Origin of the sequence: Cytophaga sp., assembly GCF_051961495.1 — a bacterium.
Classification (GTDB): Bacteria; Bacteroidota; Bacteroidia; order Cytophagales; family Cytophagaceae; genus Cytophaga.
In genome coordinates this window covers 36,758-61,860 of record NZ_JBQCDF010000207.1, presented here as the reverse complement: position 1 = coordinate 61,860, position 25,103 = coordinate 36,758, and the positions used below count along the sequence as shown (strand labels likewise).

Annotated in this window: 23 protein-coding genes; 14 read left to right on the top strand and 9 right to left on the bottom strand. The window is 39.7% G+C overall.

The features are described from left to right. The first annotated feature begins 32 nt into the window (after window positions 1–32). From bioB to ACTHJT_RS11265, 3 genes are all read left to right on the top strand, one after another. Window positions 33–1,037 carry a biotin synthase BioB gene (gene bioB, locus ACTHJT_RS11275; RefSeq protein ID WP_440238192.1) on the top strand — a complete coding sequence of 335 codons (1,005 nt, stop codon included), beginning with the start codon at window positions 33–35 and terminating at the stop codon, window positions 1,035–1,037. 112 nt (window positions 1,038–1,149) lie between these two features. Beyond that, window positions 1,150–2,484: a T9SS type A sorting domain-containing protein gene (locus ACTHJT_RS11270; RefSeq protein WP_440238190.1), complete on the top strand. Its 1,335-nt coding sequence runs from the start codon at window positions 1,150–1,152 to the stop codon at window positions 2,482–2,484. A gap of 151 nt (window positions 2,485–2,635) precedes the next feature. Beyond that, a complete protein-coding gene (locus ACTHJT_RS11265) occupies window positions 2,636–3,076 on the top strand; it encodes a hypothetical protein (RefSeq protein ID WP_440238188.1) in 441 nt (146 codons plus the stop codon). A gap of 12 nt (window positions 3,077–3,088) precedes the next feature. On the opposite strand, the gene ACTHJT_RS11260 is transcribed toward ACTHJT_RS11265, so the two are convergent. The 4 genes from ACTHJT_RS11260 to ACTHJT_RS11245 form a co-directional block, all read right to left on the bottom strand. Then, window positions 3,089–4,153, bottom strand: coding sequence for a PA0069 family radical SAM protein (locus ACTHJT_RS11260; RefSeq protein ID WP_440238186.1), 1,065 nt, complete (start codon window positions 4,151–4,153; stop codon window positions 3,089–3,091). Between the two features lie 161 nt (window positions 4,154–4,314). Next, entirely contained in the window at window positions 4,315–4,851 is a 537-nt protein-coding gene (locus ACTHJT_RS11255) for a J domain-containing protein (protein ID WP_440238182.1), read from the bottom strand. A gap of 195 nt (window positions 4,852–5,046) precedes the next feature. Further along, window positions 5,047–7,038 carry a hypothetical protein gene (locus tag ACTHJT_RS11250; RefSeq protein WP_440238180.1) on the bottom strand — a complete coding sequence of 664 codons (1,992 nt, stop codon included), beginning with the start codon at window positions 7,036–7,038 and terminating at the stop codon, window positions 5,047–5,049. Further along, on the bottom strand, window positions 7,035–7,835 hold the full coding sequence (locus tag ACTHJT_RS11245; RefSeq protein WP_440238178.1) for a hypothetical protein: 801 nt from the start codon (window positions 7,833–7,835) through the stop codon (window positions 7,035–7,037). The genes ACTHJT_RS11250 and ACTHJT_RS11245 overlap by 4 nt, the downstream gene beginning before the upstream one ends. Window positions 7,836–8,126: 291 nt before the next feature. On the opposite strand from ACTHJT_RS11245, the gene ACTHJT_RS11240 reads away from it, so the two are divergent. Together ACTHJT_RS11240 and ACTHJT_RS11235 are read left to right on the top strand one after the other, a co-directional pair. Then, a complete protein-coding gene (locus ACTHJT_RS11240) occupies window positions 8,127–10,199 on the top strand; it encodes a toxin-antitoxin system YwqK family antitoxin (protein ID WP_440238176.1) in 2,073 nt (690 codons plus the stop codon). After that, a complete protein-coding gene (locus ACTHJT_RS11235) occupies window positions 10,200–10,826 on the top strand; it encodes a toxin-antitoxin system YwqK family antitoxin (protein ID WP_440238174.1) in 627 nt (208 codons plus the stop codon). 67 nt (window positions 10,827–10,893) lie between these two features. Here the strand turns inward: ACTHJT_RS11235 and ACTHJT_RS11230 are convergent, their stop codons facing one another. From ACTHJT_RS11230 to ACTHJT_RS11220, 3 genes are all read right to left on the bottom strand, one after another. Beyond that, window positions 10,894–11,445, bottom strand: a complete 552-nt coding sequence (locus tag ACTHJT_RS11230) for a GNAT family N-acetyltransferase (protein WP_440238172.1) — start codon at window positions 11,443–11,445, stop codon at window positions 10,894–10,896. A gap of 496 nt (window positions 11,446–11,941) precedes the next feature. Beyond that, complete coding sequence (locus ACTHJT_RS11225; RefSeq protein WP_440238170.1) at window positions 11,942–12,439, bottom strand: hypothetical protein; 498 nt, start codon at window positions 12,437–12,439, stop codon at window positions 11,942–11,944. 182 nt (window positions 12,440–12,621) lie between these two features. Continuing rightward, window positions 12,622–14,406, bottom strand: a complete 1,785-nt coding sequence (locus tag ACTHJT_RS11220; RefSeq protein ID WP_440238168.1) for an ABC transporter ATP-binding protein — start codon at window positions 14,404–14,406, stop codon at window positions 12,622–12,624. A gap of 223 nt (window positions 14,407–14,629) precedes the next feature. On the opposite strand from ACTHJT_RS11220, the gene nusB reads away from it, so the two are divergent. The 9 genes from nusB to ACTHJT_RS11175 all read left to right on the top strand — a co-directional run bounded on the left by nusB (window position 14,630) and on the right by ACTHJT_RS11175 (window position 21,077). Then, window positions 14,630–15,799, top strand: a complete 1,170-nt coding sequence (gene nusB, locus ACTHJT_RS11215; RefSeq protein WP_440238166.1) for a transcription antitermination factor NusB — start codon at window positions 14,630–14,632, stop codon at window positions 15,797–15,799. 78 nt (window positions 15,800–15,877) lie between these two features. Further along, the gene (locus ACTHJT_RS11210) at window positions 15,878–16,183 is read left to right on the top strand and encodes a YtxH domain-containing protein (protein ID WP_440238164.1); all 306 of its coding nucleotides are present in this window, start codon (window positions 15,878–15,880) and stop codon (window positions 16,181–16,183) included. 1 nt (window position 16,184) lies between these two features. After that, on the top strand, window positions 16,185–17,045 hold the full coding sequence (locus ACTHJT_RS11205; RefSeq protein ID WP_440238162.1) for an isocitrate/isopropylmalate family dehydrogenase: 861 nt from the start codon (window positions 16,185–16,187) through the stop codon (window positions 17,043–17,045). A gap of 61 nt (window positions 17,046–17,106) precedes the next feature. Then, complete coding sequence (locus tag ACTHJT_RS11200; protein WP_440238160.1) at window positions 17,107–17,586, top strand: DUF1573 domain-containing protein; 480 nt, start codon at window positions 17,107–17,109, stop codon at window positions 17,584–17,586. Window positions 17,587–17,619: 33 nt separating this feature from the next. After that, window positions 17,620–17,925: a preprotein translocase subunit YajC gene (gene yajC / locus ACTHJT_RS11195; RefSeq protein WP_440238158.1), complete on the top strand. Its 306-nt coding sequence runs from the start codon at window positions 17,620–17,622 to the stop codon at window positions 17,923–17,925. Between the two features lie 185 nt (window positions 17,926–18,110). Beyond that, complete coding sequence (locus tag ACTHJT_RS11190; protein ID WP_440238156.1) at window positions 18,111–18,710, top strand: hypothetical protein; 600 nt, start codon at window positions 18,111–18,113, stop codon at window positions 18,708–18,710. Between the two features lie 5 nt (window positions 18,711–18,715). Then, the gene (gene coaE / locus ACTHJT_RS11185) at window positions 18,716–19,312 is read left to right on the top strand and encodes a dephospho-CoA kinase (protein ID WP_440238154.1); all 597 of its coding nucleotides are present in this window, start codon (window positions 18,716–18,718) and stop codon (window positions 19,310–19,312) included. A 42-nt stretch (window positions 19,313–19,354) separates the two neighbouring features. Next, the gene (gene tsaE / locus ACTHJT_RS11180) at window positions 19,355–19,828 is read left to right on the top strand and encodes a tRNA (adenosine(37)-N6)-threonylcarbamoyltransferase complex ATPase subunit type 1 TsaE (RefSeq protein ID WP_440238152.1); all 474 of its coding nucleotides are present in this window, start codon (window positions 19,355–19,357) and stop codon (window positions 19,826–19,828) included. Window positions 19,829–19,862: 34 nt separating this feature from the next. Beyond that, entirely contained in the window at window positions 19,863–21,077 is a 1,215-nt protein-coding gene (locus tag ACTHJT_RS11175) for an alanine dehydrogenase (RefSeq protein WP_440238150.1), read from the top strand. 153 nt (window positions 21,078–21,230) lie between these two features. On the opposite strand, the gene ACTHJT_RS11170 is transcribed toward ACTHJT_RS11175, so the two are convergent. Together ACTHJT_RS11170 and ACTHJT_RS11165 are read right to left on the bottom strand one after the other, a co-directional pair. Then, the gene (locus ACTHJT_RS11170) at window positions 21,231–23,756 is read right to left on the bottom strand and encodes a T9SS type A sorting domain-containing protein (protein ID WP_440238148.1); all 2,526 of its coding nucleotides are present in this window, start codon (window positions 23,754–23,756) and stop codon (window positions 21,231–21,233) included. A 363-nt stretch (window positions 23,757–24,119) separates the two neighbouring features. After that, window positions 24,120–25,082 carry an OmpA family protein gene (locus tag ACTHJT_RS11165; protein WP_440238146.1) on the bottom strand — a complete coding sequence of 321 codons (963 nt, stop codon included), beginning with the start codon at window positions 25,080–25,082 and terminating at the stop codon, window positions 24,120–24,122. Between the last annotated feature and the right edge of the window lie 21 nt (window positions 25,083–25,103).

Sequence of the window (25,103 nt, the reverse complement as noted above, 5' to 3'; positions counted from 1 at the left end):
GTGTATATTTGCAGATATCTTAAGCATAAGGAATGACAGAAATTCGCAATAACTGGACAAAAGAAGAGATTTCAGAAATCTATAATAGCCCAATATTGGATTTAATGTATCGTGGTGCTACTGTGCACCGTGAATTTCATGATCCTCAGGAAGTACAGGTTTGTACCTTATTATCAATTAAAACAGGCGGTTGTCCTGAAGATTGTTCTTATTGCCCGCAGGCTGCCCGTTACCATACTGGTGTAAAGGTAGAAAAGCTGATGGAAGTGCAGGAAGTTTTGAATTCTGCTTTGAAAGCAAAAGAATCGGGAAGTACACGTTTCTGCATGGGTGCTGCATGGAGAGAGGTTCGTGACAACAGGGATTTTGATAAAGTACTTGACATGGTGAAAGGTGTGAGCACAATGGGTATGGAAGTTTGCTGTACGCTTGGTATGTTAACACCTGAACAGGCTGAAAAGCTGAAAGATGCTGGTTTGTATGCATACAATCACAACCTGGATACAAGCGAAGAGCATTACGACAAAATTATTTCTACAAGAACATACGACGATCGTCTGGATACATTAAACCATGTGCGTAAAGCAAAGATTTCTGTTTGCTCAGGTGGTATCATTGGTATGGGTGAAAGTCATGGCGACCGTGTTGGCATGTTGCACACACTGGCAACAATGGAACAACATCCTGAATCGGTACCAGTAAATGCATTGGTACCTGTGGAAGGAACACCGCTGGAAGACCAGCCACGTGTTTCTATCTGGGAAATGGTACGTATGATCGCTACGGCACGTATTGTGATGCCTAAAGCAATGGTGCGTTTATCTGCAGGCCGCATACGTATGAGCACAGAAGAGCAGGCATTGTGTTTCTTAGCTGGTGCCAATTCGATCTTCGCTGGTGATACCTTGCTTACAACTCCAAATCCGGAAGTAAATGCCGATAAAGAGATGTTCCAGGTACTGAACTTAAAGCCTCGGAAATCATTTAAAAATGGTGAAGAAGCATTAAAATTAGAGCAGATCCCAAGCGCGATGTAAGCATTGTTCTTGTTAAAATTCTTACATTATAAAAGGCAAGAAGAATTCATATATAACGAATTTTTCTTGCCTTTTTATATAGATAAATAAAAGGCAAATCATAGTAACAATCATGAAAAAAATATTCATTCTGTTTAGTACATTTTTTTTGTTGAACAATGTATTTGCATCCACCGAATTTAAAGGGGGCATATTTTCAGATCAAACATGGACGAAAGCAAATAGCCCATATATTATTAATGGCGATGTTACATTGTTTCCCGATGTGAAGTTAACTGTTGAGTCTGGAGTTGAAATTAAATTTGGAAGCAATTATTCATTTCAAATAAGAGGACAAGTTAATTTTAATGGAACTTTAAATGATAGTATCTATTTATCGGCATTAAACATTATACCCGGTCAGGCAAAGATGAGCTGGACAGGTTTTAGAATTGATTGTGGGCAAGGAGGGAAAGTATTTGGTAAATACTTAAATGCTCAAAATGCAAATTTGTTATTTAGTTTATATAATGATAGAAATGATTTAGTCATCGAATTAAAAAACTCTTTATTTAAAAATAATAATTGCGTTATTCAAGGGATTGCTTCTGCGGGAGATAATCAGATTGAAGTTACTGATTGTGTTTTTAAAGATAATCTTCTTGGAATTGGCGAAACAGATAAATTAAAGGTGGAAAATTGTATTTTTAATAATCATGAAGTAGGTATTCGAGTACATGAAGGCCCTGAAAATGCAATGATAGAAAACTGTGAATTTTTGAAGTGCAGGTCTGCGATAGCTGCATGGGCCATAATTAATAATTGCTATATTCACGATAATGAAATGGGAATTCAGATTTATCCTGTTGGTACTATAACAAATTGTCGAATCGAATACAATGCTTCTGGATTGATTATTTCATCATATCCATATCAAATTATAAACTCTGGTATTTATAATAATATCATTTGCGGAAACACATATGGTATTTATTCTAAGAGTATGTATAATTTTAAACTAGGCGCCAATTGCTGGTGCGTTGAAGACCTTGAATTACCTAAATACATATATGATGCATATGATGATGTGAATTTAGGTATTGTAACTGTTACTCCGACTCAGAGCGGATGTACAATTACGCCAAGACCTGTTACTGATCCGGATCCAAATCCAGATCCAGATCCAAATCCAGATCCGGTTACAACATCAATCAATAATAATCAAAATTTAGAAAATGAAAATTTGGTAATATATCCCAATCCTGTTTTGGACAAAAAAATTATATTAAAACAAAACAATTTAAATGGTTCTTATTATGAAATATTTAATAGCAATAATCAACTGATATTTTCAGGTCATGTTGATAGTAATACAATTGATTTAGATGGTAATCTTTCAAATGGATTATATTTTATTGTGGTTTCCAAGGATGAGCAATTATATAGAACCAAATTTATTAAACTATAAATTCAATTAATTCAATTTTTAAACAGGAAGATCCCGCTGTGGGCGGGATCTTCCTGTTTAAATTGTTGTGTAATTCTTCTCATAAGAATTCGTTATCTTTAACGACTGTTTTACAGATAACCAGAAGATCATCATAACCGGTAGCGCAATCATGATTGCAGGAATCCATAAAAAACTTTTTTGTGTTTTCTTATTGGCAGGCTTTTTAGCTCTGTTCGTTTCCTGCTATAAAGGAAATGTGAATAACAATGGAACAGTAAAACCAAATGGTTTAACGTATAATTATTATCAGGATGGACCTGGTACAAGTATTAGCCAGGGTTCGTTGATTTTTAATGTGCATTCCAATAACGGGATGCTGTCTACGGAATATTATCAGGTAGATGTGCAGGGTGTCGGTTCTTATACATTCCCGCCGAATACGGTACAGCTGTTGGTTCCGAATGTATGGCCGGGGACTTATAAAATTGTTGTTACGATTGGCTGCACAAGTGCAGGTGGTGCCTCTTCATCTAATTGCTATCTGCGTTTTTTGAATGGGACAGCCAATGTTGGCGCAACGGTTTCGACAGTTGTTGATGCTTTTTTATAACCAGCCTTTCGTTTAAAATAATCCTAACTGTCCTTTGTTGTTCCGCATAAACAGATCTGTACGCAACGGTGGATAAGACCTTCCGGATAAATATTTTTTTTTCGACACAACAAACAGATCTTTTACAATTGTAGCGATGTTGCCTTCGCCGCGCATGCGTGTTCCGAAACGACTGTCATTTAATGAGCCACCGTGGCACTCTTTGATCTGGTTCAATACTTTGTCTGCCCGGTCGGGATAAGCCTTGCGGACCCAGTCTTCAAATACACCACCGATGGCGCCATTCAGACGCACAATAGTATACGCTGCAGACGATGCGCCTGCATCTGCAATGAGTTTCATGATCTGTGGAATCTCATGGTGGTTGATGCCTGGTATAATAGGAGCGATCATCACATTCACCGGAATATCTTCCTTGGCCAGTGCTTCAACGGTTTTTAACCGTTGTGAAATAGCAGAAGCACGTGGTTCAAGCTTTTGCCGGATCTCATCTCTTGCTGATGTAATAGAGATACTCACATGCACCAGCTGTTGTGCCGCAAGTTCTTTTAAAATATCAATGTCGCGTGTGATCAGATGGTTCTTGGTGATCATGCCAACAGGATGTTTGTATTGCGCAATTACCTGCAGCATATTGCGTGTAATCTGCAGTTTACGCTCAATAGGCTGGTAACAATCCGTGTTCCCTGAAAACATGATTGGTCGTACTTCCCAGTTTGGTTTTTCAAAGGTTTTGGCAAGCACACTTGCGGCATTTCTTTTTACAATGATCTTCTTTTCGAAATCAAGACCCGCATTGTATCCCCAGTATTCATGCGTGTTTCGGGCGTAACAGTAAATACAGCCATGCTCGCAGCCCTGGTATGGGTTCATGGAATAGGCAAGACCGATATCCGGACTGTCAACCTTATTTACGATCTGCCTGGAATGTTCATAAAAGAACTGAGTAGGGGTATTGATGTCGTTGATGTCATCAATACCTTCCATATGTTCCTGAACAATTTCCTGTGCATGGAAACGGCTTTTGGCCTGCATTTGCGCACCTCTGCCTTTTATAAAGTCTGAATGTTCTTCCATAGGAATTCTGGGTTTATCGGGTTTGAGAATCAGATTTCTTTAAGCGAAGTTGATCCGATAAAACAGTTGCTGTAGAACTGATTATTTTTTTCAATAAGTGCCGGAAATTTTCTGATTGCGTTTCATAAAATTACTAAAAAATATAGTAATTGCTAAAAATATTAGAAATACTTTTTAGCTTCATTCAGCCATTTGGGCGTTGCGAAAATTAAATAGACGGAAAGACATAAAACGGGAAGAAATACAAAAAAGAATACCGGATGGTAACTCCACATGATCCAGGCGCAGAATAAAAGAATGCTGATGCTGAACAGATAACTGAGTATAGGAACAATATAAAAAGCAACCCGCGCAGGTTTAAAATATACGGATTGTTGAAAAGCTTTTTTGCGTTTCAGAAAATCAGCATAGGCAAGTTCCTCATCTTCCTGCTGTTTTCTTTTTTCAACTTCTTTCCATTGTTCGTAAGTCAGCAGGTGCTCTGAATTTGAAATCAGCGCCATGTCATATATATGTCTTTTATTCGGATCCATCAGAGTTTCATAAGCCTGCGTAAGAATTAAAAAATGCATATGTGCATTTGATTGCATGTTTATATCCGGATGATAGACCTTTGCCTTGGAACGATAAGCCTTACGGATCTGCTGGACAGTAGCAGTCCTTGGTATTTCAAGCAGATCGTAATAGTTGGTAGACATGGATGGGTTATTTCAGATGCAAGTACGAACAACGGGTGGCAAATTCCAAATAACAAAAAATAAATTCCAAACGGAAAGTATAAAATTCACAGGCAAAGTATATTGTTTTTGTTTAGAAATGTCGCCTTGTATTAAGCTTTCATATTTGTACTATTTCTTCCGTTTGGGATTTGTTTTTTGTTATTTGGAATTTAACTAAAATGTCCACCGTACCTGCCATGTACCGGTATAAAGAGTTTTTGTAGAAAAAGCTACGTCATTGATTCCGCCCTGAACCATTGGCTTTGTCAGCCCGAACTTGAACCAGCAATCCATGTTGTTGAATAGATTGTATTTGATGATGATGAATGGATGCACGGCTTTACCTGTGTAAGCAGGAATATAAAAACTATAAGGCACATCCGGCTCATAAGCATACTGACGGGCATTGTAGTCGTCTACATCGTACCACATCCAGCGCAGGGTACATTGATATTTACGTTGTTTGTAGATAATATCCTGCGCAAATAAGTTTCCTCTCGAAATCATGTTATTGATTTCATAGCTGCCCCACTGGATGCGCGTGCGTAGCGTAACGGTCATTGAAATTTTATGTTCAAAATAAATAATGGTGGTTTGTCTTACTGCGGGCTCTGTGAGTTGTGTGCTGCTGATGTCCCACATCTTCTGTTCCCTGCGGTATTGTATGTACATAGTTGTTCTCTTGCTGGGTTTGTATTCAGCTTTTATAAAACATTCATCACCTGAAGAAGGTGTATGTACGCGGTATTTCAGCCAGGGAAATACAAATACATCGATATAGGTATGTATGCTCCATTCTTTTTTAGGTCGAAGTTTAAAACCGATGTAAAAACCTTTCTCATTAGATACGCCGCTGGATTCGCCAAAGGCCTGTGCATACGGACTCACGTACGATTTACCATAGTTGCGGTACAAAAAGGAAATGTCTGCTTTCCGGTTTAATGCCACCATAAGTCCTGCCATCAATGCTTTTCCGCCAGTGCCGGTAATAGCAGTTTCATTAAAGAACAATAGATTCTGATGATTCCATTGCAGATCTATGGATGTACCCGTGAATTGTTTTCCCGAAATATAAAATTGATTATAGTATGATTGAGCAGGCATCAGGCTTGTTGACAATTCACGATGGATACAGGTGGCTCCTAAAGAAAATCCTCTGCGCTCATACCGCAGATGGCAACCAGCGAGCTGTACCGTGATGGTTTTACGTTTGGCAAGCTCGGCTGCAGTACGGTGATAGCCGGTTTCAGAGATGGATTGAATAAAAGATTCATTGTCTGTGAGCGTATCTACAGAAGCATCTTCTTTGGTCCGTGAATAAAAGCCCGTAACGGAAATGCGTCTGGTGAGCTGATAAGTACTGCTGATGCCAAACAGCCGTCCGTATTCAGTTGTACCGCCGACAGGGATAATTGCGCGGCCGGCCTTGCGGAGTGTGGTAATGGTTTCAGATCCTTTACCGGCATAAAATCCGGCTCCCATTAATACCCCTTGTCCGAATTGCAGACGTTGGGTGCCCAGCGTTACATGTTTCCATTTGCCTCCGGGGATATAATGCAGGTAGACATTGATGTTATCGAACAGGTATTGATTCTTGGCTGTATTCCAGTGCAGTTGTTCGCCGGCATCTTTTTCCAGGCTGAATCCAAAACGCATTTTATTTGGAATAAAAGTCTGGAAGCGGATAGAAGCCTTATCGCCGCTGCCAAGCCATTCTTTCGGTACAGAAGCAGGTGCAGCGCCATAGCGCAGCAACAACATGCTCTGTTCTTTTCCAACAATATTTTTCAATAATCTGGGATCCGAAATGGTTTCCTGCACAGTAAAACAGCTTTTGATCCATAAGAAAGTCTGTTCATTCATGGAAGGTAGTGTCTGCAGCTCGTAGATATTGATGAGCGGTCCGTAAGTATTTTTGTAAACCAGTATTTCCTGGATCTGAATTTCTTTCAAAAAACCAACGCTCAGTAATATGGATTCATCAGCTTTGTTCAGGTCAAAGGGATTTTTAGTCAGCATCGCTAAATTTTCTGCTGCTTCTGAATTGTTTTCAATAACATCTTCATTGGCGGATAAATTTTCTATGATGCCGGAATCTTCGAGCGATTGCGCGGATGAATGAAATAAGATCAACCAGATGTTGGCAAGCAGGAAAAAATATTTCATTTCTTTTTATGAATGAAAATCAATGCGGAAAGCTGGTGCCTGTAACCAAGCGGATTCTGGTAACTGATACTGTAATCGATGCGGATAGATTTAGCAATGAAACCCAGTCCGCCATTCAGTTTCATCGGATTGGTTTGTATACCACAACGGAGTAAAAAATATTTGTGAATTTTGTATTCTATACCTGAATGAAATTTTACATCGGAATTACTTTGTCTGGAGAGGTCTGCATACAGCAAAATTTCTTTTGAGATTTTATACAGCAAGCCGCCCTGAATTTTTAATGGAATATTTTGCAGTTCGTTTTGTGTGTTGCTCACATTCATGATGTGTAAACCCAGCTGAAGACTTTTGTTGACCGACATAGTGCCACCAATGTTTAGGAGGGGATAGGTGGCCCGGAATGTTTCTCCTGCAACGCGTTGCCATAAGATAAAGCTGATGCCCAACGCATACGGACCGCGGGCATGAGCCGCGTGAATTCCCAACTGCTGATCGTTGAACCAGGTATAACCCTGTTTCATAAAACTTATCCCCATGATGAATTCCTTTTTCACTGGTAGAGATAAACCAGCAGTGATGGATTTTATTTCTTTTATGCCATACAGGTATTCGTCGCTTACTAAAACAGAAGCTGTTTTGTTATGCGCCATTCCAGCCGGATTGGTAAACAAAGACCATGCGTTTGTATCGGCAATGCAGGCGCTCCCCAAGGCCCTTGTTCGGGCACCTGACGTGAAATCCTGTGCATGGCATAGCTGCATAAAAAAAGCCGGCGAAAAAAATACCAGCAACATAAAAAACTTCATAACTCAATTAAAAATCCTTCAAAGTAAAGGCTTTTAGCTGGGTCGACCAATTTCGAAATTATTTTTTATCGATTGTTAAGTTAAGGATACAGATGTGTTGAAGTAGAATACAGCTTCAATCAAATGATTGAATATTACAATAGCTCTGGCATACTGCTGGTTGGTTTCAGAAAGTATCCACATTGGCATCGTTCAATGTTTCACAGACGTTTAACTATTGTAAACTCATGGTTTTTTTGTATTTTACTCATTAATAAATCAGATTTAACTGTATCACATATGCACCGATATTTATTCCTGTTATTTTTCTGTATCGTATTTGCCGGTCAGGCACAGATTACCAAAGAATATTACGAGAATACCAAAGTAGTAAAAGCTGAAGGCAACCTGGTGAATGGTAAGCGTGAAGGCTTGTGGAAGAGCTACTATTCTTCCGGTAAGATTGAAGCCGAAGAAAATTACAGCAAAAACAAATTCAATGGTTCTGTAATCAATTACCATCCGAATGGAAAAATTTCCTTGCAGGGAAATTACGCTAATGGCCTGGAAGAAGGTGACTGGAAAGAGTTTTACAACAACGGACAGCTGGCTGTGCAGGCAACATTTATGGGTGGTAAAAGAAACGGTGTATACAAAGAATTTTATGCCAACGGTAAGCCATCGATTGATGGTACGTATAAGCTGGATGTAAAAGATGGTGCGTGGAAAGAATATTATCCGAACAAGCAGATCAAGATTGATGGTGTATATGAAGCCGGAGTTCGTAAAGGTGAGTGGAAAGAATATTATGCAACAGGTGTTTTATATCATAAGGCAAATTATGTGAATGGTAAGATTGAAGGCCCAGTTGTGTGGAATTATCTGGATGGCAAACCTAAGATTACGGGCACATACACACATGGTGTAATGGATGGTGAATGGAAACATTATTTCGAATCCGGAAAGATTCAGTCTTTATCGCATTATACCGACAGTCTTGAAAATGGGTTGTTTGAAGATTATTCAGACACAGGTGTAAAATTATTTTCGGGGAATTATAAAGCCGGTAAGGCAGACGGTACCTGGACTTATTTTTATGAGAATGCAACAGGGTCTAAAAAGAGCGTGGAGATCTGGAGCGCAGATAAACTAATGGCTGCACCTGAATTTTATTCAGAAGCAGGCGTAGCACTTGATGCAGGATCGCTGAAGGATGGAAACGGGACACGGAATATTTATTATCCAAAAGGTGCTTTGATGATGGATATACCCTTTAAAGACGGACTGGAAAATGGCTTGGCAACGAGTTATTATGAAAATGGTTTCATCAAGGCTGAGATCTATTATGAAAATGGCTTACAGGAAGCCATGATGAAAGAATATTATCCTTCGGGTACATTGGCCGCGCTCACGACATATGAGCACGATGTAGAAAATGGTACATACAAGCAATTCAGAACAGATGGTACGATCCTGGTGTATGGTTCTTATAAGAATGGCCTCGAAGACAGTGTTTGGTTTGAATATCATGCGAACGGTAAAGTATTCAGCGAAGGGTATTATGTAAAAGGATTGAAAGAAGGAGAATGGCTGGAGCATTATGATAATGATACGCTCGCTTCCAGAGGTGAATACGAACACGGCAAGCCGGTTGGTTTGTGGATCGATTATTATCCGAACGGGAAAAAGACATCTGAAGGATATTATGTAGATGGCTTGAAAGAAGGTGCGTGGAAGAGTTATTTTGAAAACGGTAAACTATCCATGGATGGAAATTTTGTTCAGGGATATGAAGATGGTCCATGGAAGATCTATTACGAAACCGGCCGCATGCAGCTGGAAGGTTCTTATGTAATGGGCAGTGAAGTTGGAGCGTGGAAAGAATACCATCCAAATGGGAAGCTTGCTTCTGAAGGTAGCTACGAAGACGGACTGGAAGAAGGAAAATGGAAAAATTACTGGAGTAATGGTATCCTGATGTCTGAAGAAGTGTATGAGCATGGACGCTTAATGTCGGTGAGTGATATTACTTCCATGACCGGAGCAAAATTGGCAAAAGGTTCTTTCAAGGATGGAAATGGAATTTTGAAAAGCTATCATTCGAACGGCAAAGTTTCGGCAGAAGGGAATTTCAAAGATGGCTTGCCTGACGGGAAATGGAAGTACTACCATAGCAACGGCTATTTATCCGGCGACGGTGAGATGGTTGCCGGTCTGCGCCAGGGACACTGGAGATTCTACGATGACCTGGGTTTGCTTGAGGCTGAAGGTGATTACAAGGATGATGAATTAGTTGGCATCTGGAAATACTACGAACAAGGAAAACTCGTTCGTATTGAAAATACCGAAGTTGATGAAGAAGACGAAGAATAGATGAAAACATTCCTGATCGTATTGCTGTTTGGTTTTATCGGAATCATGGCTTCTGCACAGAAGTATGATTCCATTAAAGAATATTATGTACACGGAAAACTAAAGGCGTATGGTGTAAACAAGAACGGACAGAAGGACGGTGAATGGAAATTTTATTATCCGAATGGAAACATTTCCGCTATTGAACATTATAGCGAAAATGAATTAAATGGTTTGGCGATTTATTATGATACTCTGAATCATATTGTGTCGAAAGAACAATGGTCGCATGGAATGGAGCAGGACAGCGCCTGGTATTATCATAGCAACGGTCAGTTAAAGCGTGCCGGAATTTATTCTTATGGCGCTTATAAAGGTGTATGGCATGCATACCATGAAAACGGAACGATAAAATCTGTAGGTTCTTATATCAATGGGCTACCTGAAGGTGAATGGAAATTTTATTATATCAACGGTAAGCTGGAAGAGGTTTGTACCTATGTAAACGGCCTGCAGGAAGGGCCGGCGGTGTATTATTCAGAGAAGGGATACATGGAAGCAAAAGGGAATATGTCTAACAATTTACCTATCGGCACCTGGACATATTACAACAAGAAAGGTAAAGTCAAAAAGACGATAACCTATTAGTTCATTTTCTGGAATATTTTTTTAAAAGGCATTATGATTACAAATAGGTTTATATTGACTTAATTGATTATACAATCTGTTGGTTTGTCCACTCTGCTTTGTTGATCGCATATTCATAGTGTAGTAATTTTTTTCCGTAATAATCGAAATCCACGTCACCGGTTTTGGCAGCACCAATATTCAGAATTGCTTTTTGTGAACGGATGTTGTTGGCGCCAATATGGAAATATACTTTCTCTACGAATTGAAAAGCATAATCCAGCAGCAGCTTCTTGCATGCTTTGTTGTATGCACTTCCCCAGTAAGCTCTGTTTAAAAATGTATAGCCAACAGCAATGCTGGATTGTTCCGGTCTGTAATCGTAATAACGGGTAGAACCGATAAGTTTACCGCTTACTTTATCAATGATTAAAAAAGAAGTTTTACTTGCCAGGGCACCGTCAAAAAAGAGTTGAAATACTTCTTTTTTATATCGGTCTTTGGTTGGGTGCTGTTCCCAGATCAGTGGGTCAGCGGCAACTTCAAACAATGCTTCAAAATCAGATTCCTGAAGTGGTACAAGTTTTAAAATATTATTTTCAAGACTGGCCGGCTGCCAATTTGGTGTGGTAGATTCCATAACGAAAGTTTAGTAAAATATTTTTTCTAGGTAATGAAATTACTCTTTGTTGTTTATATATTTCAATGATATGTTGAGCATTGCTGGCTGTAGGTTAGGTAGCTGCAGCGGATAGGGAAGGATTGTGATCCCAACAGAACATTAAAATTATTGAAACCAGTTCCTTTGGGCTACTTCATTGGCCATTGGTCCATAAAAATTGCGTTCTATTTCAGGTTCCCAAAAATTCATATGATAAGATCCTTCAAACCAATATTTTTTTCTTCTTTTTTGATTGCCCGTTTTTGTACTATTCCTAACTCTGTCAGGTTACAAGCAATTTCAATAGTATTAACAAAAAAAAGATCAACGGTTCTTGTCAAATTTTTTTACGTTCTTTAAATGTAAAGTCTCTAAGGTTATTGATAATTTCTTTTAATTCAATATCGGTCATGGTTTAGAAATTATTTGAAAAGATGTCTGGCATTGTTTAATACAATTATTCTCGTTTCTTACACTACTTAATTTCCGCTGTATGTGTCTTGCCTAAAATATACACGCGTGGCTTGAACAGATAAGGCACCAGACCTGCGGCAAACATACCTGCACCCAAACCAATGTAAGCGCCGGTAGAACCATCGTCGCCGGCTAGTGCGCTGGAACTCGCCATAGTGTAAGCGCCGCCCAACATGAAAAATGCGCCAATACCTTTTGTAATACTATGAATGGTTGTTGATTTTTTAATGCTTTGAATTTCCGTTAATGCCAGTTCTCTAACCGGCGATTCTTCATCTGCATTCGGCAGATAAAACACAATCGTTTTATCTGTGATCTTTTGAATTTTCACCTTTTCAAAATCGGTATCTTCCAACCCTTTGATATGAATGGTTTTTCCAACGGCAAAAGATTTCACTTTCCCGTTCGCAATGTTTGTAAGGACAAGTTGTGTCTGTGCTGAAACGCTGATGTTTAATAAAGCGAAAAGCAGTGTAAAAATAGTAGCAGTTTTTTTCATGGGTTTCTTAAAAGTATAAAGTACTAAGTACAAAATTGTTTCATTAATATATATCTTGTATGTGAATTAAAAGTAATAAGTAAAATTCAAATACATTGAATCCGATTATTAAGCAATCAGCCGTGATTTTGTCGTCTTGGTACTTCATACTCTGTACTCGGTACTAAGAAGCCTTCGGCTTCTTACACTGTCTCATGCAACTGCTTCAGATAAATACTGCGGTAAATACCTTCTTCCTGGATCAGTTCATCATGAGAACCGTTCTGTACAATTTCACCATCTTCTAAAACGATAATTGTGTCTGCAAGTTTCACCGAAGACACCCTATGTGAAATAATAATAGTACTGCGGTCGCCTAATACATCTTTTAAGTTGGTCAAAATGGTATCCTCTGTTTTGGTATCTACGGCCGACAAACAATCGTCGAGTATGAAAATACGCGGATTACGGATAAAGGCACGCGCAAGTGACAAACGTTGTTTTTGTCCGCCGGATAAGGTTATTCCGCGTTCGCCTAAAATCGTATCCAAGCCATTCGGGAAATGCTGAATGGAAGTATATAAGTCCGAAAATTTCGCTGCAGCAATGATTTGTTCTTCTGTTACATTATCAAAACCAAAGGCAATATTGTTGCGGATCGTATCGGAGAATAAGAATACATCCTGCGGCACAAAGCCGATCTGGCTTCTCAAATATTGCAGGTTGTAATCACGGATATTTACTTTGTCAATATTGATCTCGCCGGCAGACACATCGTACAGGCGACAAAGAAGAGAAGCAATAGTAGATTTCCCTGAACCGGTATTACCAATGATCGCCAGGGTTTGTCCGGGTTTTACCTGGAAGCTGAGGTTGCGTGCCGCAACAATGCCTGTATCCGGATAGGTAAAGGAAACATGCTTGAATTCAATGTCGCCCTGAATCGGACTTGTATTTTCTTTTCCTTTCTCCAGGGAATTTTTTTCTTTTAGGAATTGGTTGATACGTGCCTGCGAAACTTCTGCACGTTTGATCATTACGGTGATCCAGCCCAATGAAGTTACCGGCCAGGCAAGTTTGTTCAGGTAGAAAATAAATTCTGCAATGTTGCCATTGGTGACGCCTTCATCTTCGATAACCTGTTTACCGCCAACCCATACAATAAAGATTACAGAAGCACCAATCAGAAATACCATCAACGGAAAGAACAATGCGTTAATCTGTGTAAGCCGGATGGATTTTAATTTGTATTCATTGCTTTGCTGGTCGAATTGAGTTGTCATGGTCGTTTCCCGGCCAAAGGATTTCACCACCCGGATGCCTGAAAATGTTTCCTGCACCAGAGAAGAGAGCTGCGACATGCTGCGCTGGATTTCTTCGGAATGTTTGGTAATAACATTCTGCACCGTATAAATGCTGATTACCAGAAAGGGCAGGGGAATAAGTGTATATAGTGTCAATTCTGCATTTACAGACAACATGATCGGCACGGTAACAATGAAGATGGCAAATAAGTTGATGCCATACATAATCGCCGGTCCCAGGTAATTCCGTACCTGATTCACATCTTCAGAAATCCGGTTCATGATATCTCCTGTATTGTTGCGTTTGTAGAAGCTTACCGGCAGCTGCTGGTAGTGATCATAGATCTCATTTTTCAGGTCGTATTCGATTCTTCTGGACGTACCAATAATGATTTTACGCTGAAAATACAGGAACACGCCGCTCAATACAGTTAAACCAAGAATTTGCAGCACCAGGTATACAATCTGTTTGCTGAATTCGCTTTGCAGAGCCTCTTTTTCTACACCAGAAGCTTGTTTAAGGTGTGGGAGGGATTGTTCCAGGTAATTGATGGTTTCGCGTATAACCGGTCCCTGGTAGCTTCCGAAGAAGTTGTTTAAAAAGACAAAGGTTATACCCAGCAGCAGATAATACTTATATTCTAAAAAGTATTTATTTAAATGACTTAATGCCCAGTTCTTCACAATACTAATCTATGTTTCTGTAACTAATTCGATCGATTTTAATGCGTTTTTCGCAAATTTCACACACCTGCGGCCACATTGAATTGGATTCTTTTTGTAAAAAGAGTACCTTTGTAATTCATCACAAAGTAAGAAATTTCTGTTTCTTGTTTTAAACAAACAGTAATACTTAAGTAATAATTCACAGAAATAGTTCTGTAAACAATAAATGTTCTTTTAAAATATGCTGAATAGAAGAATTCTCCGGATTAAGGTAATGCAATCGTTGTATGCATTATACCAGACCAAAGTTTCTAATTACCATCTGGGTATAGATGAAATTGGAGAAGTTTTTGCCCCTGATTTGATGTCGCCCGACGTTCAGGATCTTCCAGCATTAGACTTAAAAAAGAAAACTGCCCAGACCTCTTACGAAGCTTATTTTGAAAAAAAGGATACCGGTTATCTAAACCAGGAACCAGAGATTCGTAAAGCAATTACAGACGCTATCAATCAATATCATAATGCACACGGCAGGGATGTTGAACATTTCAAAAAAATGTTGCTGGAAGATGTAGCCCGCGTGGAATCCATGTATAAGCTGGTATTGTTCAGCGCGACCCGCTTAATGGCTATTGCTGAAGCGGATGCTACCGAAGGAATACACACCGTTGTGAAAAGCGAAGTACCGGAATATTTTTATAAACTGAAAAACAACGCCGTTTTACAGGCCATTGAAAAAAATAAATCCCTGCGCAATTTTGTTGAAAAACATAAACTGAATCCTCCTGTAGATCATCTGAAAACGGTTTACAAGAAAAAGATCAAGCAGGATCCGTTGTATATCGATTACCAGAAAAATCCGGACACAACGTTCGAAAAAGATAAAGAAATTGTATTGCACCTGGTAAAAACCTATCTGTTCAAAAACGAACAGTTAGATGCGTACTGGGAAGACCTGGATTATAACTGGAACGAAAATGACGAGGCTATCCGCAGTCTTACATTGAAGGCCATTAAAGGGATTACCGAAAGCAGTGATGAAAATTATCAATTGCCATCCCTTTCTCCGAATTGGGAAGACGACCAGGAATTTATGCTTGAGCTTTACAAACAGTCCACGGGTTTTGATGATGAAGCTGAAAAGCTGATCACTGATAAAGTGCAGAACTGGGATATCGAACGTCTGGCTTTTACCGACCGCATCATATTGAAAATGGCGCTTACAGAGATGGTCAAATTCCCGAATATCCCTGTAAAAGTTACCATTAATGAGTATATTGAATTATCCAAATCATACAGCACGCCGAAAAGTAAGCAGTTTGTGAATGGTTTGCTGGATACGATTTCTATTGACTTACAGAAAAGCGGTCTCATCCGGAAAAGCGGTCGCGGGTTGATGGATAATAAGTAGTAGACAGTAGTCAGTAAACAGGATCAGGTGCTTTTTGGGACAACTGACTACTGACCACTGATAACTGACAACTAAGATATGATGGCATCAGAACGAAATAACAACTCAGGCAACGGTATTCTAACCGCTCTTCTTATCGGAGTTGCTGCAGGCGCGGTATTGGGCGTTTTGTTTGCTCCCGATAAAGGATCCAATACCCGTGCGCGCTTAAAATTCAAGCTGGCTGGCTACAAAGAACAATTGATGGATTTATTGCAGGAGTTCGAAGCACGCAAGGAATCCTTTGCTGCATCAGAAGAAGTGAAGGATACAAAGCAGGCGGCAGAAAAACTGGTGAATGAAATTGAAGAGTTAATCCGTAAAATACAATCAGGGAAGGCCTGAAATGAAAACACATATATTTCTATACGAAGGTGAAGGCATAGGCCCGGAGTTATTTGATGCTCTGCGGCCTTTTTTTAGTTTGTTGAAAGAACAAGTTGAGTTTCATTATTTGACCTCTTTCCAGGATTTATCAGCGCTAAACAAGCCGTATTACGTGCTTAGCGGACCGTTTGAGTCTGAACAGCAGCAGGCCAGGGAACTCAATCCCTTAGTTATGCAATATGCTTATACATCCATTCCTGATGAAAAGAAAGGGCATGCCGGGATACTGGCAATTCCATTGAATCAGAAGCAGTCTTCGGGAGCGCTTAAAGACTTGTCTGTAATCCGCTCCAGCTTTGACCCGGCACAGAAGGTAGTAATGATCCAGCAATATCAGGAACAGCCGCAGGTATGGGAGGATGCCATGAAAGCCTGGACCAAACTTGCGTTTTCAAATTATGAATGGAAGTTTGAAGATGCGAACGTGCTATCCTTTATAAAACATGGTCAATACAACAAGGCCAGGCAGGTGGTTAGTTCGCTGGAAGGCGCCAATGTACTGAAAGCACTTTATGCGTCGATGTACAAATCGCTCAATCGTGCATATACTTTAATCGAAGTGGAAGATGGTTACATTACCATGCCGATGCATGGACATGCGCCCGATATTGTTGGAATGGGTATTGCCAATCCATATGCGCTTTTGATGGCCTTATGCAGATTACTATCGGTAGCCGGCCTGGAAACACTTGCTCAACAAATTGAAAATCAAATTGAAAGCATGTTCCTTGAACACCCGGACCAAACGACGCCTGACCAGGGTGGTGTTCTTAATACCGAAAAATATGTGGCCATGATCATGGAATGTATAAATTTGTAAGATAACGCGTATCTAACCTAATTTTAACTAATTTAGTAGTATTAAAAATTTAACTAAATCTATGAGAAATATTGCGACCTGTACATTCTTAATGGCAATCGTGGCTGGAACTGTTTGCTGTGATGCGAAAAAAGATGAAGAAGCGGCAGTTACTCAGGAACCGGCTAAAGTGCTGCAGGAATTAAAAACAACTTCCATTGCTTTTGTAGAATCAGAGCATGCATTTGGAGAAATTAAAGAAGGTGATTTTGCAAAACATGAATTTGTTTTCAAAAATACCGGAACAGAACCTTTGTATGTGCGTGATGCAAAAGCATCATGCGGATGTACAACACCCCAGTGGACCAAAGATACCATTGCACCGGGAGGTGAAGGGAAAATACTTGTACAATTCAATAGTCAGGGCCGTCCGGGAGATTTCAACAAATCTGTAACCGTATTGGCGAACACAGATCCGGAAGCTACTGTAATCACAATTAAAGGGCATGTGATTGGCAAGCCACAGGAGATTACAGGACCTTATATTAATGAAGCTAAATAATTCAATCAAAACTTTACTTTAAATACAACTAAAATGTCAAACGTTCAATTAATCTTATTACAAGCACAAGGTGGTCCTGCATGGGTAACACCGGTTATGATTGCCTTAATGCTGGGTGTATTCTATTTCTTCATGATCCGTCCTCAGCAAAAGAAAGCAAAAGAACAGGAAGCTTTCCGTTCGTCATTAAAACCTGGAGACAGCGTTCAGACAATCGGTGGCTTACACGGAAAAGTAGCGAGCATTGAAAGCGACGGCACTGTGATCTTGCTTGTTGATCGTATCCGTATGAAATTTGAAAAGACTGCTATCCAGGGCCTGTCTACAAAAGCTGAATAATTTATATTCATAATACACCTGCACCTTATGATGTATTTTCATAGGATGCAGGTGTTGTTCATATTTGTCTTCTTTAACAGTATACTATTTTGAAAGCTATATTGAGATTATTTAAGAGAAAGTACGACTGGAAGGTAATGTTTATCTGTTTGATAGCAACCATACTCTTCTGGCTGTTAAATTCTATGAATAGAGATCACTTGGCTGATGTTTCCTACCCGGTGGTATTCAAATTCGATAACCAGGAATTGATGACCAGCAGAGATTCAAAGAAAGAAATCGCTTTTCACGCTTATGGCCAGGGCTGGGATTTATTAAAACTGAAATTAAACTGGTTTGTTGATCCCATAGAAATCAATATCCAGAATAAAAAGAAATTCAAATACATTTTGTCTTCGCAGATCAGACCTTATCTGGAAGACAGGTTACCGGAACTTGATATCCGGTATTTTTTGACAGATACCATTTACACAGGTTTGGATAAGGTGAAGAAAGTAAAAATGAAAGTTTACCTTGACCGTGAAGAAATTGACCTGGCCAAAGATTATAAAATCGATGGAACAATTCGTATCAGTCCGGAATATGTAATGGCTACCGGACCTTCTTCCGTATTGGATTCCATGGCACACAAAATCGTCATCCGACTTTCGGATTCAGATATTGCAGATGCATACAAAGAAGAAATATCTATTCCTGAACCGGCCAGTGATTTGGTTAGCTATGATACAAAAAAAGTTGAAGTAGCTTTTGGTGTGACAAAGTTCAAAAGACCTTTTACGGAGTAATCAGTATGTACAAAGTAGGGATCACCGGAGGTATTGGTACGGGTAAATCGACTGTATGCCGTATTTTTTCTGCATTGGGTATTCCTTGTTATGATGCTGACTCCCGCGCTAAATGGCTTACCGAAAATCATAGCGGTATCCGCGAAGCATTAATCAGACAATTTGGTCCGGAGGTATTCGCAGGTGGTATTTTGAACCGCTCGTTTCTTGCTGCTGCGGCCTTTAAGGATGCTGCTCAGACAGATTTCCTGAACAGTATTATTCACCCGGTTGTACGTGAGGATTTCATTGAATGGACCGCGGCTCAGCAAGGTGTTCCTTATGTATTAAAAGAGGCTGCATTATTATACGAGGCGGGTAGCTATAAGGATCTTGATTGTATGATTGTAGTAACTGCTCCTCTTGGATTAAGAATAAAAAGGGTACTCAGCCGCGACAAGCACCGTACAGAAAAACAAGTGGTGGATATAATTAACCGCCAATGGCCCGATGAAAAGAAAATTGAATTGGCCGATCATGTCATTTTCAATGATGAAGAACACTTGCTTGTACCGCAGGTAATAGCCTTACATGAGCAATTTATTAAGACGACACTTTCATAGACCATTTTTTCTTAGTACATTCAACGTAAGATAGAACGAAGAATGTTTACGAAAGAAACCAACAGCGATGTGTTACGCTTTGAATGTCATTCACCGGAAGAAACAACTTCATTTTTAGGGGCATTGATGGATTTTGCCCAAGGGGAGCAGATATGGTTATTGGAAGGGGATATGGGAGCCGGAAAAACTACTTTTGTCCGTCAGGTTGGTGAATTTTTAGGATTTGTGGAATCCGTGCAAAGCCCGACTTTTTCCATCGTGAACGAATATAGATCAAACAGCGGAAAAATTTATTATCATTTTGATTTTTACAGAATCAATTCAGAGCGTGAAGCATTTGAAATTGGTGTTGAAGATTATTTTTATTCAGGAAATATGTGTTTTATTGAGTGGTCTTCACGTATCCCTTCTTTACTTCCGGAAACTTATTTACAAATAAAAATAGATAGCATCAATGAACATTCGCGTGCGTATACCATTACACATAAGAATACAGCTATTAAACGAACTATTTAACGAGCACTGAAACCCTACAGAACGTACACGCGTCATGAAAACAAAAACTGAATTAGGCGTATTGGTAAAGGAACAGATTTTTTATCCTAAAGAACAATTGATGAAAGTGCGTAAACAGCATCCGCAGTTGTGCATTGGTATTCCGAAAGAAATTGATGGCATTGAAAACAGGGTATGTTTAACGCCTGAGGCGGTAGCACTATTGGTCAATAACGGACATATTGTTCAGGTAGAAACAGGGGCGGGACTGAATGCAAAATTCTCAGACCGGGAATACAGTGAAGCAGGCGCGAAAATTGTTTACACGAAAAAAGAAGTTTTTGAGTCGGAGATCATCCTGAAAGTAGATCCACCAACCATGGAAGAAATTTCTTTCATGAAAACAGGAAAGACATTGATTTCTGCTTTGCAGATGTCAACACTTGATCCGGCATACATTGGTGAGATAAATAAAAAAAGGATTACGGCTTTGGCGTACGAATTCATTGAAGATAAAGCAGGCGGAAAACCAGTAGTGAAATCTATGAGTGAGATTGCTGGCAGCGCTGTTATGCAGATTGCGGCAGAATACCTGATCTCAAAGAACGGCATGGGCGTTATCCTTGGTGGTGTAACGGGTGTACCTTCAACCAAGGTTGTTATTTTGGGTGCCGGTACTGTTGCCGAATATGCTGCGCGTACGGCAATTGGCCTGGGTGCTGAAGTAAAAGTATTCGATAGTCATTTATACAGATTACGTAGAATAAAATTAAACTTAGGCCTGCAGGTATATACATCGGTAATTGATACTGTTAATCTACGCAAAGAGCTTAGGGAGGCAGATGTTGTTATTGGTTCCCTGCGTGCTGAAGAAGGTACTTCCTGTCTGGTAACGGATGAAATGGTTACCGAAATGAAACCAAATTCAATTGTTGTAGATGTGAGTATTGACCAGGGTGGTTGTTTTGAAACTTCGCAGATCACCAACCACATGAATCCGATTTATCGCAAATATGATGTTATCCATTACTGTGTGCCAAACATACCTTCACGTGTTGCCCGTACCGCAACGATTTCGTTGAGTAACATATTTGCTCCGATTTTATTGCAGATCGCAGAAGCAGGCGGAGTGGAAGAGATGATACATCACAAAGAATGGTTCATGAACGGGATCTACGCGTACAAAGGTTATTTAACCAACGCCATCATGGCAAAAAAATACAACGAATCTTATAAGGACATAAAATTGTTAACGGCAAGTATGTTTTAATGTAGTTTAAAGTTTAGAGTGTAAAAGTGTAAAAGTATCGTTACACTTTACACTCTAAACTTTACACCGCAAGTCAGTTAAAATAAAAAAAAGGAAGGTTGTAACTAAGTCACAACCTTCCTTTTTTTTATTTTAACTGAACGTATTGCTTTTTTATTGTTTCACAATCTTTGTCGTTACTTTTTCTGTACTGTTTGTAACAGTTAGCATATACATACCTTTGGCAATATCACTGCCAACTGATATTGGTTCGTTGTAATTTCCTTCTCCTGATTCAACCAGCTGACCGCTTACAGTATAGATTGCATATACATATGGATTCAGATCTGTTCCTGAAACTACCAGTGTTGTGGCATGCTGATAAGGGTTTGGGTAGGCACTGATTGATGTAGTTGCCTTGCCATTGTATGGTCTCATCTGTGTAGAACTAGTGCTGCCATCTATGTCGTGCTGTGTGATTCTGTAATACGACAAGCCATCTAACGGAGCTTCATCTATGAATACATAGTTCGATGCATAATCTCTGGTTCCTGCTCCGGTAATCGTACCAATGGTTTGGAAATTAATACCATCAGAAGAACGTTCAACACTAAAATATTTGTTGTTGATTTCGTTTGCTGTGCCCCACACAATTTTGCAGCTGTTATCCTGCGGAACAAGATAGAAGCTGGTCCATGTAACCGGTTGCGGACAGTTGCTGATGGCACGTACAGGTGTGCGGGAACAAACAGTTTTAGTTGATACGCTCCAGTTATACAAACCTCCATATTGGCCTGACTGGTTTCCATACACATAACCCGAAGTAATGGATGCTACACTTGAACCTAATGAAGCTGCATATGGGTAGGCTGTACTACCGGTAGTTACCCCGACTCTGAACGATCCATCGCCATAGCTGCTGGTTTTTCCTGTTATTCTTAATAAGAAATTAGGTCCGTCAGAAACTGCAAGTGCTTGGGGAATATCAATCGCTGGAGTGTTAAACGTAAACATTGTATAGCTTGAAGTTGTACCAGGTACACTTACTGTATTGGTTGTTCCGGATATTGGAGTAGATAACGCCGATCCATTGGATTTTAAAACTGTATAATCGAAAGAAATATTCATTGGAGAGCCGCTGTTCGAAGTAATGATGATTGGAATCTGGACAGAACTGATCTTTATATTTTGATTTGCAGTAAAATACATACCAATATTACCAAGGTTACCGGACCAGAAACTTTGGTCAGAACCTACCAGAGCAGTTGGCCCCATGGTACCGGTTGCCTGGGTATTATCTTCAACATAATAAGTTTGCGTAGCCGTTGTGCCCATCGGGATCGAAGGTAATGCAAGCTGTGATGTAGTGCCATTTGGTGTACTTACACCTGATGCTATGGCAGTACCGCCTGTAGCTGTGGTGTACCAGCTTAAATTAGCGCTGTTTGAGTTGGTTGCCCCTAAAGTAACACCCGTTACAGCTCCTGAAGTCGCACAGAAGTATGCATCAATAGGAGTGACAGGAGCTGTTGATGTAATAGTTGTTGTGCTGGATTGGGTACCACAGCCTGGTACAGTAACATCCACTCTGTAGGTACCTGCAGAGGTGGCTGTATATGTTTTTGTGTCATTGGGATATGGAACAAGCGTACCGTTTTTATACCACTGATACGTAACGCCAATACCGCTAAAACCTGCATCCAATGTTTGTGAACTGGTTGAACAGAAATTATACGGACCGCCGATATTAATACTGAATGTATTGGTAATAACAATAACATCGGCTTTTGTACAGGAAGAACCATCGGTTACGCAGACAGCATAGATACCCGGAGTAGTTATTACTTTTGTATAAGGAGCACCTAATCCTGTACCTGTAGTACCATCGTTCCAGGTAACTGTGATACTTGCTTTAGGTGTTACGTTTGTATTTAATGTAATAGATCCTCCTTTACCGCAAAGAGTCTGGTCTGGTCCAAGATCCGGCTGAGGGCCCGGATCACCATAAGAACAACCAGGTACAAATGAAATATCATCGATAGCAAAATCCGATTCACCCGTCACACCGCCGCAACCGACTGTCTGGTTACCTTCAATACTGATTGTTACAGTAGCCGGAGGAGTAGGACCCGAATCCCAGAAGGCTTCGACTTTTTTCCATGCACCGCCGGCACTACCTCCACCTATAAGCGGAGCCACGATTCCTGTTGCCAGGTTGGTACCGTTTACGTCAAAGTTCAGGATACCCGGATAGTTCGGGTTATCTTTTAAGGAGTTGATCCATACAGAGAAATAGTATCTGGTATTGGCAACTACAGGAATATTGGTTTGTCTCCATAATTTGATCCCAACAACGCAAACCCCATCCACCATTAAAAAGTTATCTGATGCAGCACCCGTAGTATGACCGTTGAAAGGCTTGTTAAAGGCATTATTGAAGTTATACATATCTGCACCTGTTCCAACGTAAATATTACCCGGAACAGAAAAACCACCTGTAAATTGTTTGTAACCATCCGGACCCGTATTTAAATCACCGTCTGTATCAGGAGTATAGGTCCAGCCTGAATAACTTTGAGAAAAATCACCGTTCGTAACCATGTTTTGACCCAGCAACAAATCTGTACGACAGGTTTGAGCTTCAGTATTCTTAGGTAAGAAAATACTTACAAAAAGAACAAACGAAAATATTTTTTTCATTGATTGAAATTTGGTCATATACTTATTTCTAGAATTAGTGTAAAAATAGCTAAGTTTTATAACGGATAATTTTATCTAAAGTTAACAAAATCAAACGATATTTTAATGGAATATTACATCAAGTAATTAACATTCAAATTATTGAAGATGATTTTAGAATATTGGATGTTAATAATTTTATTCCACCTTATATTCTGTGAAATTATAAAGTAAGAATTTTACAGTTATTTAATCTTATTTAGACAATCAAGGTAACCGTAACTTATGAAAGTTATATTTCAGTGATGAAAGGCCGTTTAGTAAAACAAAAAAGTCTGCCTGTTTAACAGGCAGACTTTTTTATAAAATGAAGTGTTATTCTATCTATTGAATAATGTGCATTTCTACACGGCGGTTTTTCTTACGTCCTTCCGGAGTTTCATTTGTATCAACCGGTCTTGCTTCACCAAAGCCATCCGTACTCAATCTTGTTGCGCCAACACCTTTTGAAACAAGGTAGTTTTTCACAGAAATTGCTCTGCGTTTAGAAAGATCCAGGTTGGCTTCATCATCACCTACATTATCTGTATGGCCTTCGATGTATAGCTTATAAGTAGGGTTGTTTCTCAATACTTTTGCCAGCTCATCCAGTGATTGGAATGAAGAAGAAACAATTACATCAGAACCTGTTTCGAATAACAAGTTGTCGAATGCTTTCTGAAGGGCTGCCTTCTCTGCAGGTTTCAATTCAGGGCAACCTCTGTTTGTTTTTAATCCAGGTGTACTTGGACATAAATCTGTGTAATCATCTACACCATCACCATCTGAATCTTTGAATGGCGGAGGACAGCCATCGTACTGAGCAGTGCCTGGTTCTTTCGGACACTTATCCTTGTTATCCGGAATACCATCACCATCTGTATCCGGACAGCCATGGTACATTTTCAAACCTGGTATGGTAGGACATTCGTCTACGTTGTCCATAATACCATCATTGTCTTTATCTCCCCATGGGCAACCATGGTTTTCTCTCGGACCAGCTTCGTTGCGGCATGAATCTTCGTAATCATAGATGCCATCAAAATCAACGTCATAAGGACAACCGAATGGTGTTACGGGTTCGCCTTTCGGAGTGTGTATACACTGGTCACGGCTATCAGGTACTCCGTCATGATCAGAGTCTGCATCATGATAGGTTGGTGTATAGGCATCTTTCTTTTTCTTTTTAGCAGCCTTTGCTTTCTTTTTGTACTTCTTGCTCTGTGCCGGATTTTGTGCAGCAACTTCAAAAGTACCTGTTGCCGATACGACCAGCAATAAAATTAGGATTCGTAGAAGATGTTTCATTCTGTTAGGGATTCGTAAACG

Excerpts from the sequence above, each read along its gene's own strand:
- ACTHJT_RS11265 (WP_440238188.1), top strand. The coding sequence starts at position 2,636 with ATGATTGCAGGAATCCATAAAAAACTTTTTTGTGTTTTCTTATTGGCA.
- ACTHJT_RS11205 (WP_440238162.1), top strand. The coding sequence starts at position 16,185 with ATGAAAACACATATATTTCTATACGAAGGTGAAGGCATAGGCCCGGAG.
- tsaE (WP_440238152.1), top strand. The coding sequence starts at position 19,355 with ATGTTTACGAAAGAAACCAACAGCGATGTGTTACGCTTTGAATGTCAT.
- ACTHJT_RS11240 (WP_440238176.1), top strand. The coding sequence starts at position 8,127 with ATGCACCGATATTTATTCCTGTTATTTTTCTGTATCGTATTTGCCGGT.
- ACTHJT_RS11170 (WP_440238148.1), bottom strand. The coding sequence starts at position 23,756 with ATGAAAAAAATATTTTCGTTTGTTCTTTTTGTAAGTATTTTCTTACCT.
- ACTHJT_RS11225 (WP_440238170.1), bottom strand. The coding sequence starts at position 12,439 with ATGAAAAAAACTGCTACTATTTTTACACTGCTTTTCGCTTTATTAAAC.
- ACTHJT_RS11175 (WP_440238150.1), top strand. The coding sequence starts at position 19,863 with ATGAAAACAAAAACTGAATTAGGCGTATTGGTAAAGGAACAGATTTTT.
- ACTHJT_RS11230 (WP_440238172.1), bottom strand. The coding sequence starts at position 11,445 with ATGGAATCTACCACACCAAATTGGCAGCCGGCCAGTCTTGAAAATAAT.
- ACTHJT_RS11210 (WP_440238164.1), top strand. The coding sequence starts at position 15,878 with ATGATGGCATCAGAACGAAATAACAACTCAGGCAACGGTATTCTAACC.
- ACTHJT_RS11260 (WP_440238186.1), bottom strand. The coding sequence starts at position 4,153 with ATGGAAGAACATTCAGACTTTATAAAAGGCAGAGGTGCGCAAATGCAG.
- ACTHJT_RS11235 (WP_440238174.1), top strand. The coding sequence starts at position 10,200 with ATGAAAACATTCCTGATCGTATTGCTGTTTGGTTTTATCGGAATCATG.
- bioB (WP_440238192.1), top strand. The coding sequence starts at position 33 with ATGACAGAAATTCGCAATAACTGGACAAAAGAAGAGATTTCAGAAATC.
- ACTHJT_RS11270 (WP_440238190.1), top strand. The coding sequence starts at position 1,150 with ATGAAAAAAATATTCATTCTGTTTAGTACATTTTTTTTGTTGAACAAT.
- ACTHJT_RS11200 (WP_440238160.1), top strand. The coding sequence starts at position 17,107 with ATGAGAAATATTGCGACCTGTACATTCTTAATGGCAATCGTGGCTGGA.
- ACTHJT_RS11250 (WP_440238180.1), bottom strand. The coding sequence starts at position 7,038 with ATGAAATATTTTTTCCTGCTTGCCAACATCTGGTTGATCTTATTTCAT.
- ACTHJT_RS11190 (WP_440238156.1), top strand. The coding sequence starts at position 18,111 with ATGAATAGAGATCACTTGGCTGATGTTTCCTACCCGGTGGTATTCAAA.
- yajC (WP_440238158.1), top strand. The coding sequence starts at position 17,620 with ATGTCAAACGTTCAATTAATCTTATTACAAGCACAAGGTGGTCCTGCA.
- ACTHJT_RS11255 (WP_440238182.1), bottom strand. The coding sequence starts at position 4,851 with ATGTCTACCAACTATTACGATCTGCTTGAAATACCAAGGACTGCTACT.
- nusB (WP_440238166.1), top strand. The coding sequence starts at position 14,630 with ATGCTGAATAGAAGAATTCTCCGGATTAAGGTAATGCAATCGTTGTAT.
- coaE (WP_440238154.1), top strand. The coding sequence starts at position 18,716 with ATGTACAAAGTAGGGATCACCGGAGGTATTGGTACGGGTAAATCGACT.
- ACTHJT_RS11245 (WP_440238178.1), bottom strand. The coding sequence starts at position 7,835 with ATGTTGCTGGTATTTTTTTCGCCGGCTTTTTTTATGCAGCTATGCCAT.
- ACTHJT_RS11165 (WP_440238146.1), bottom strand. The coding sequence starts at position 25,082 with ATGAAACATCTTCTACGAATCCTAATTTTATTGCTGGTCGTATCGGCA.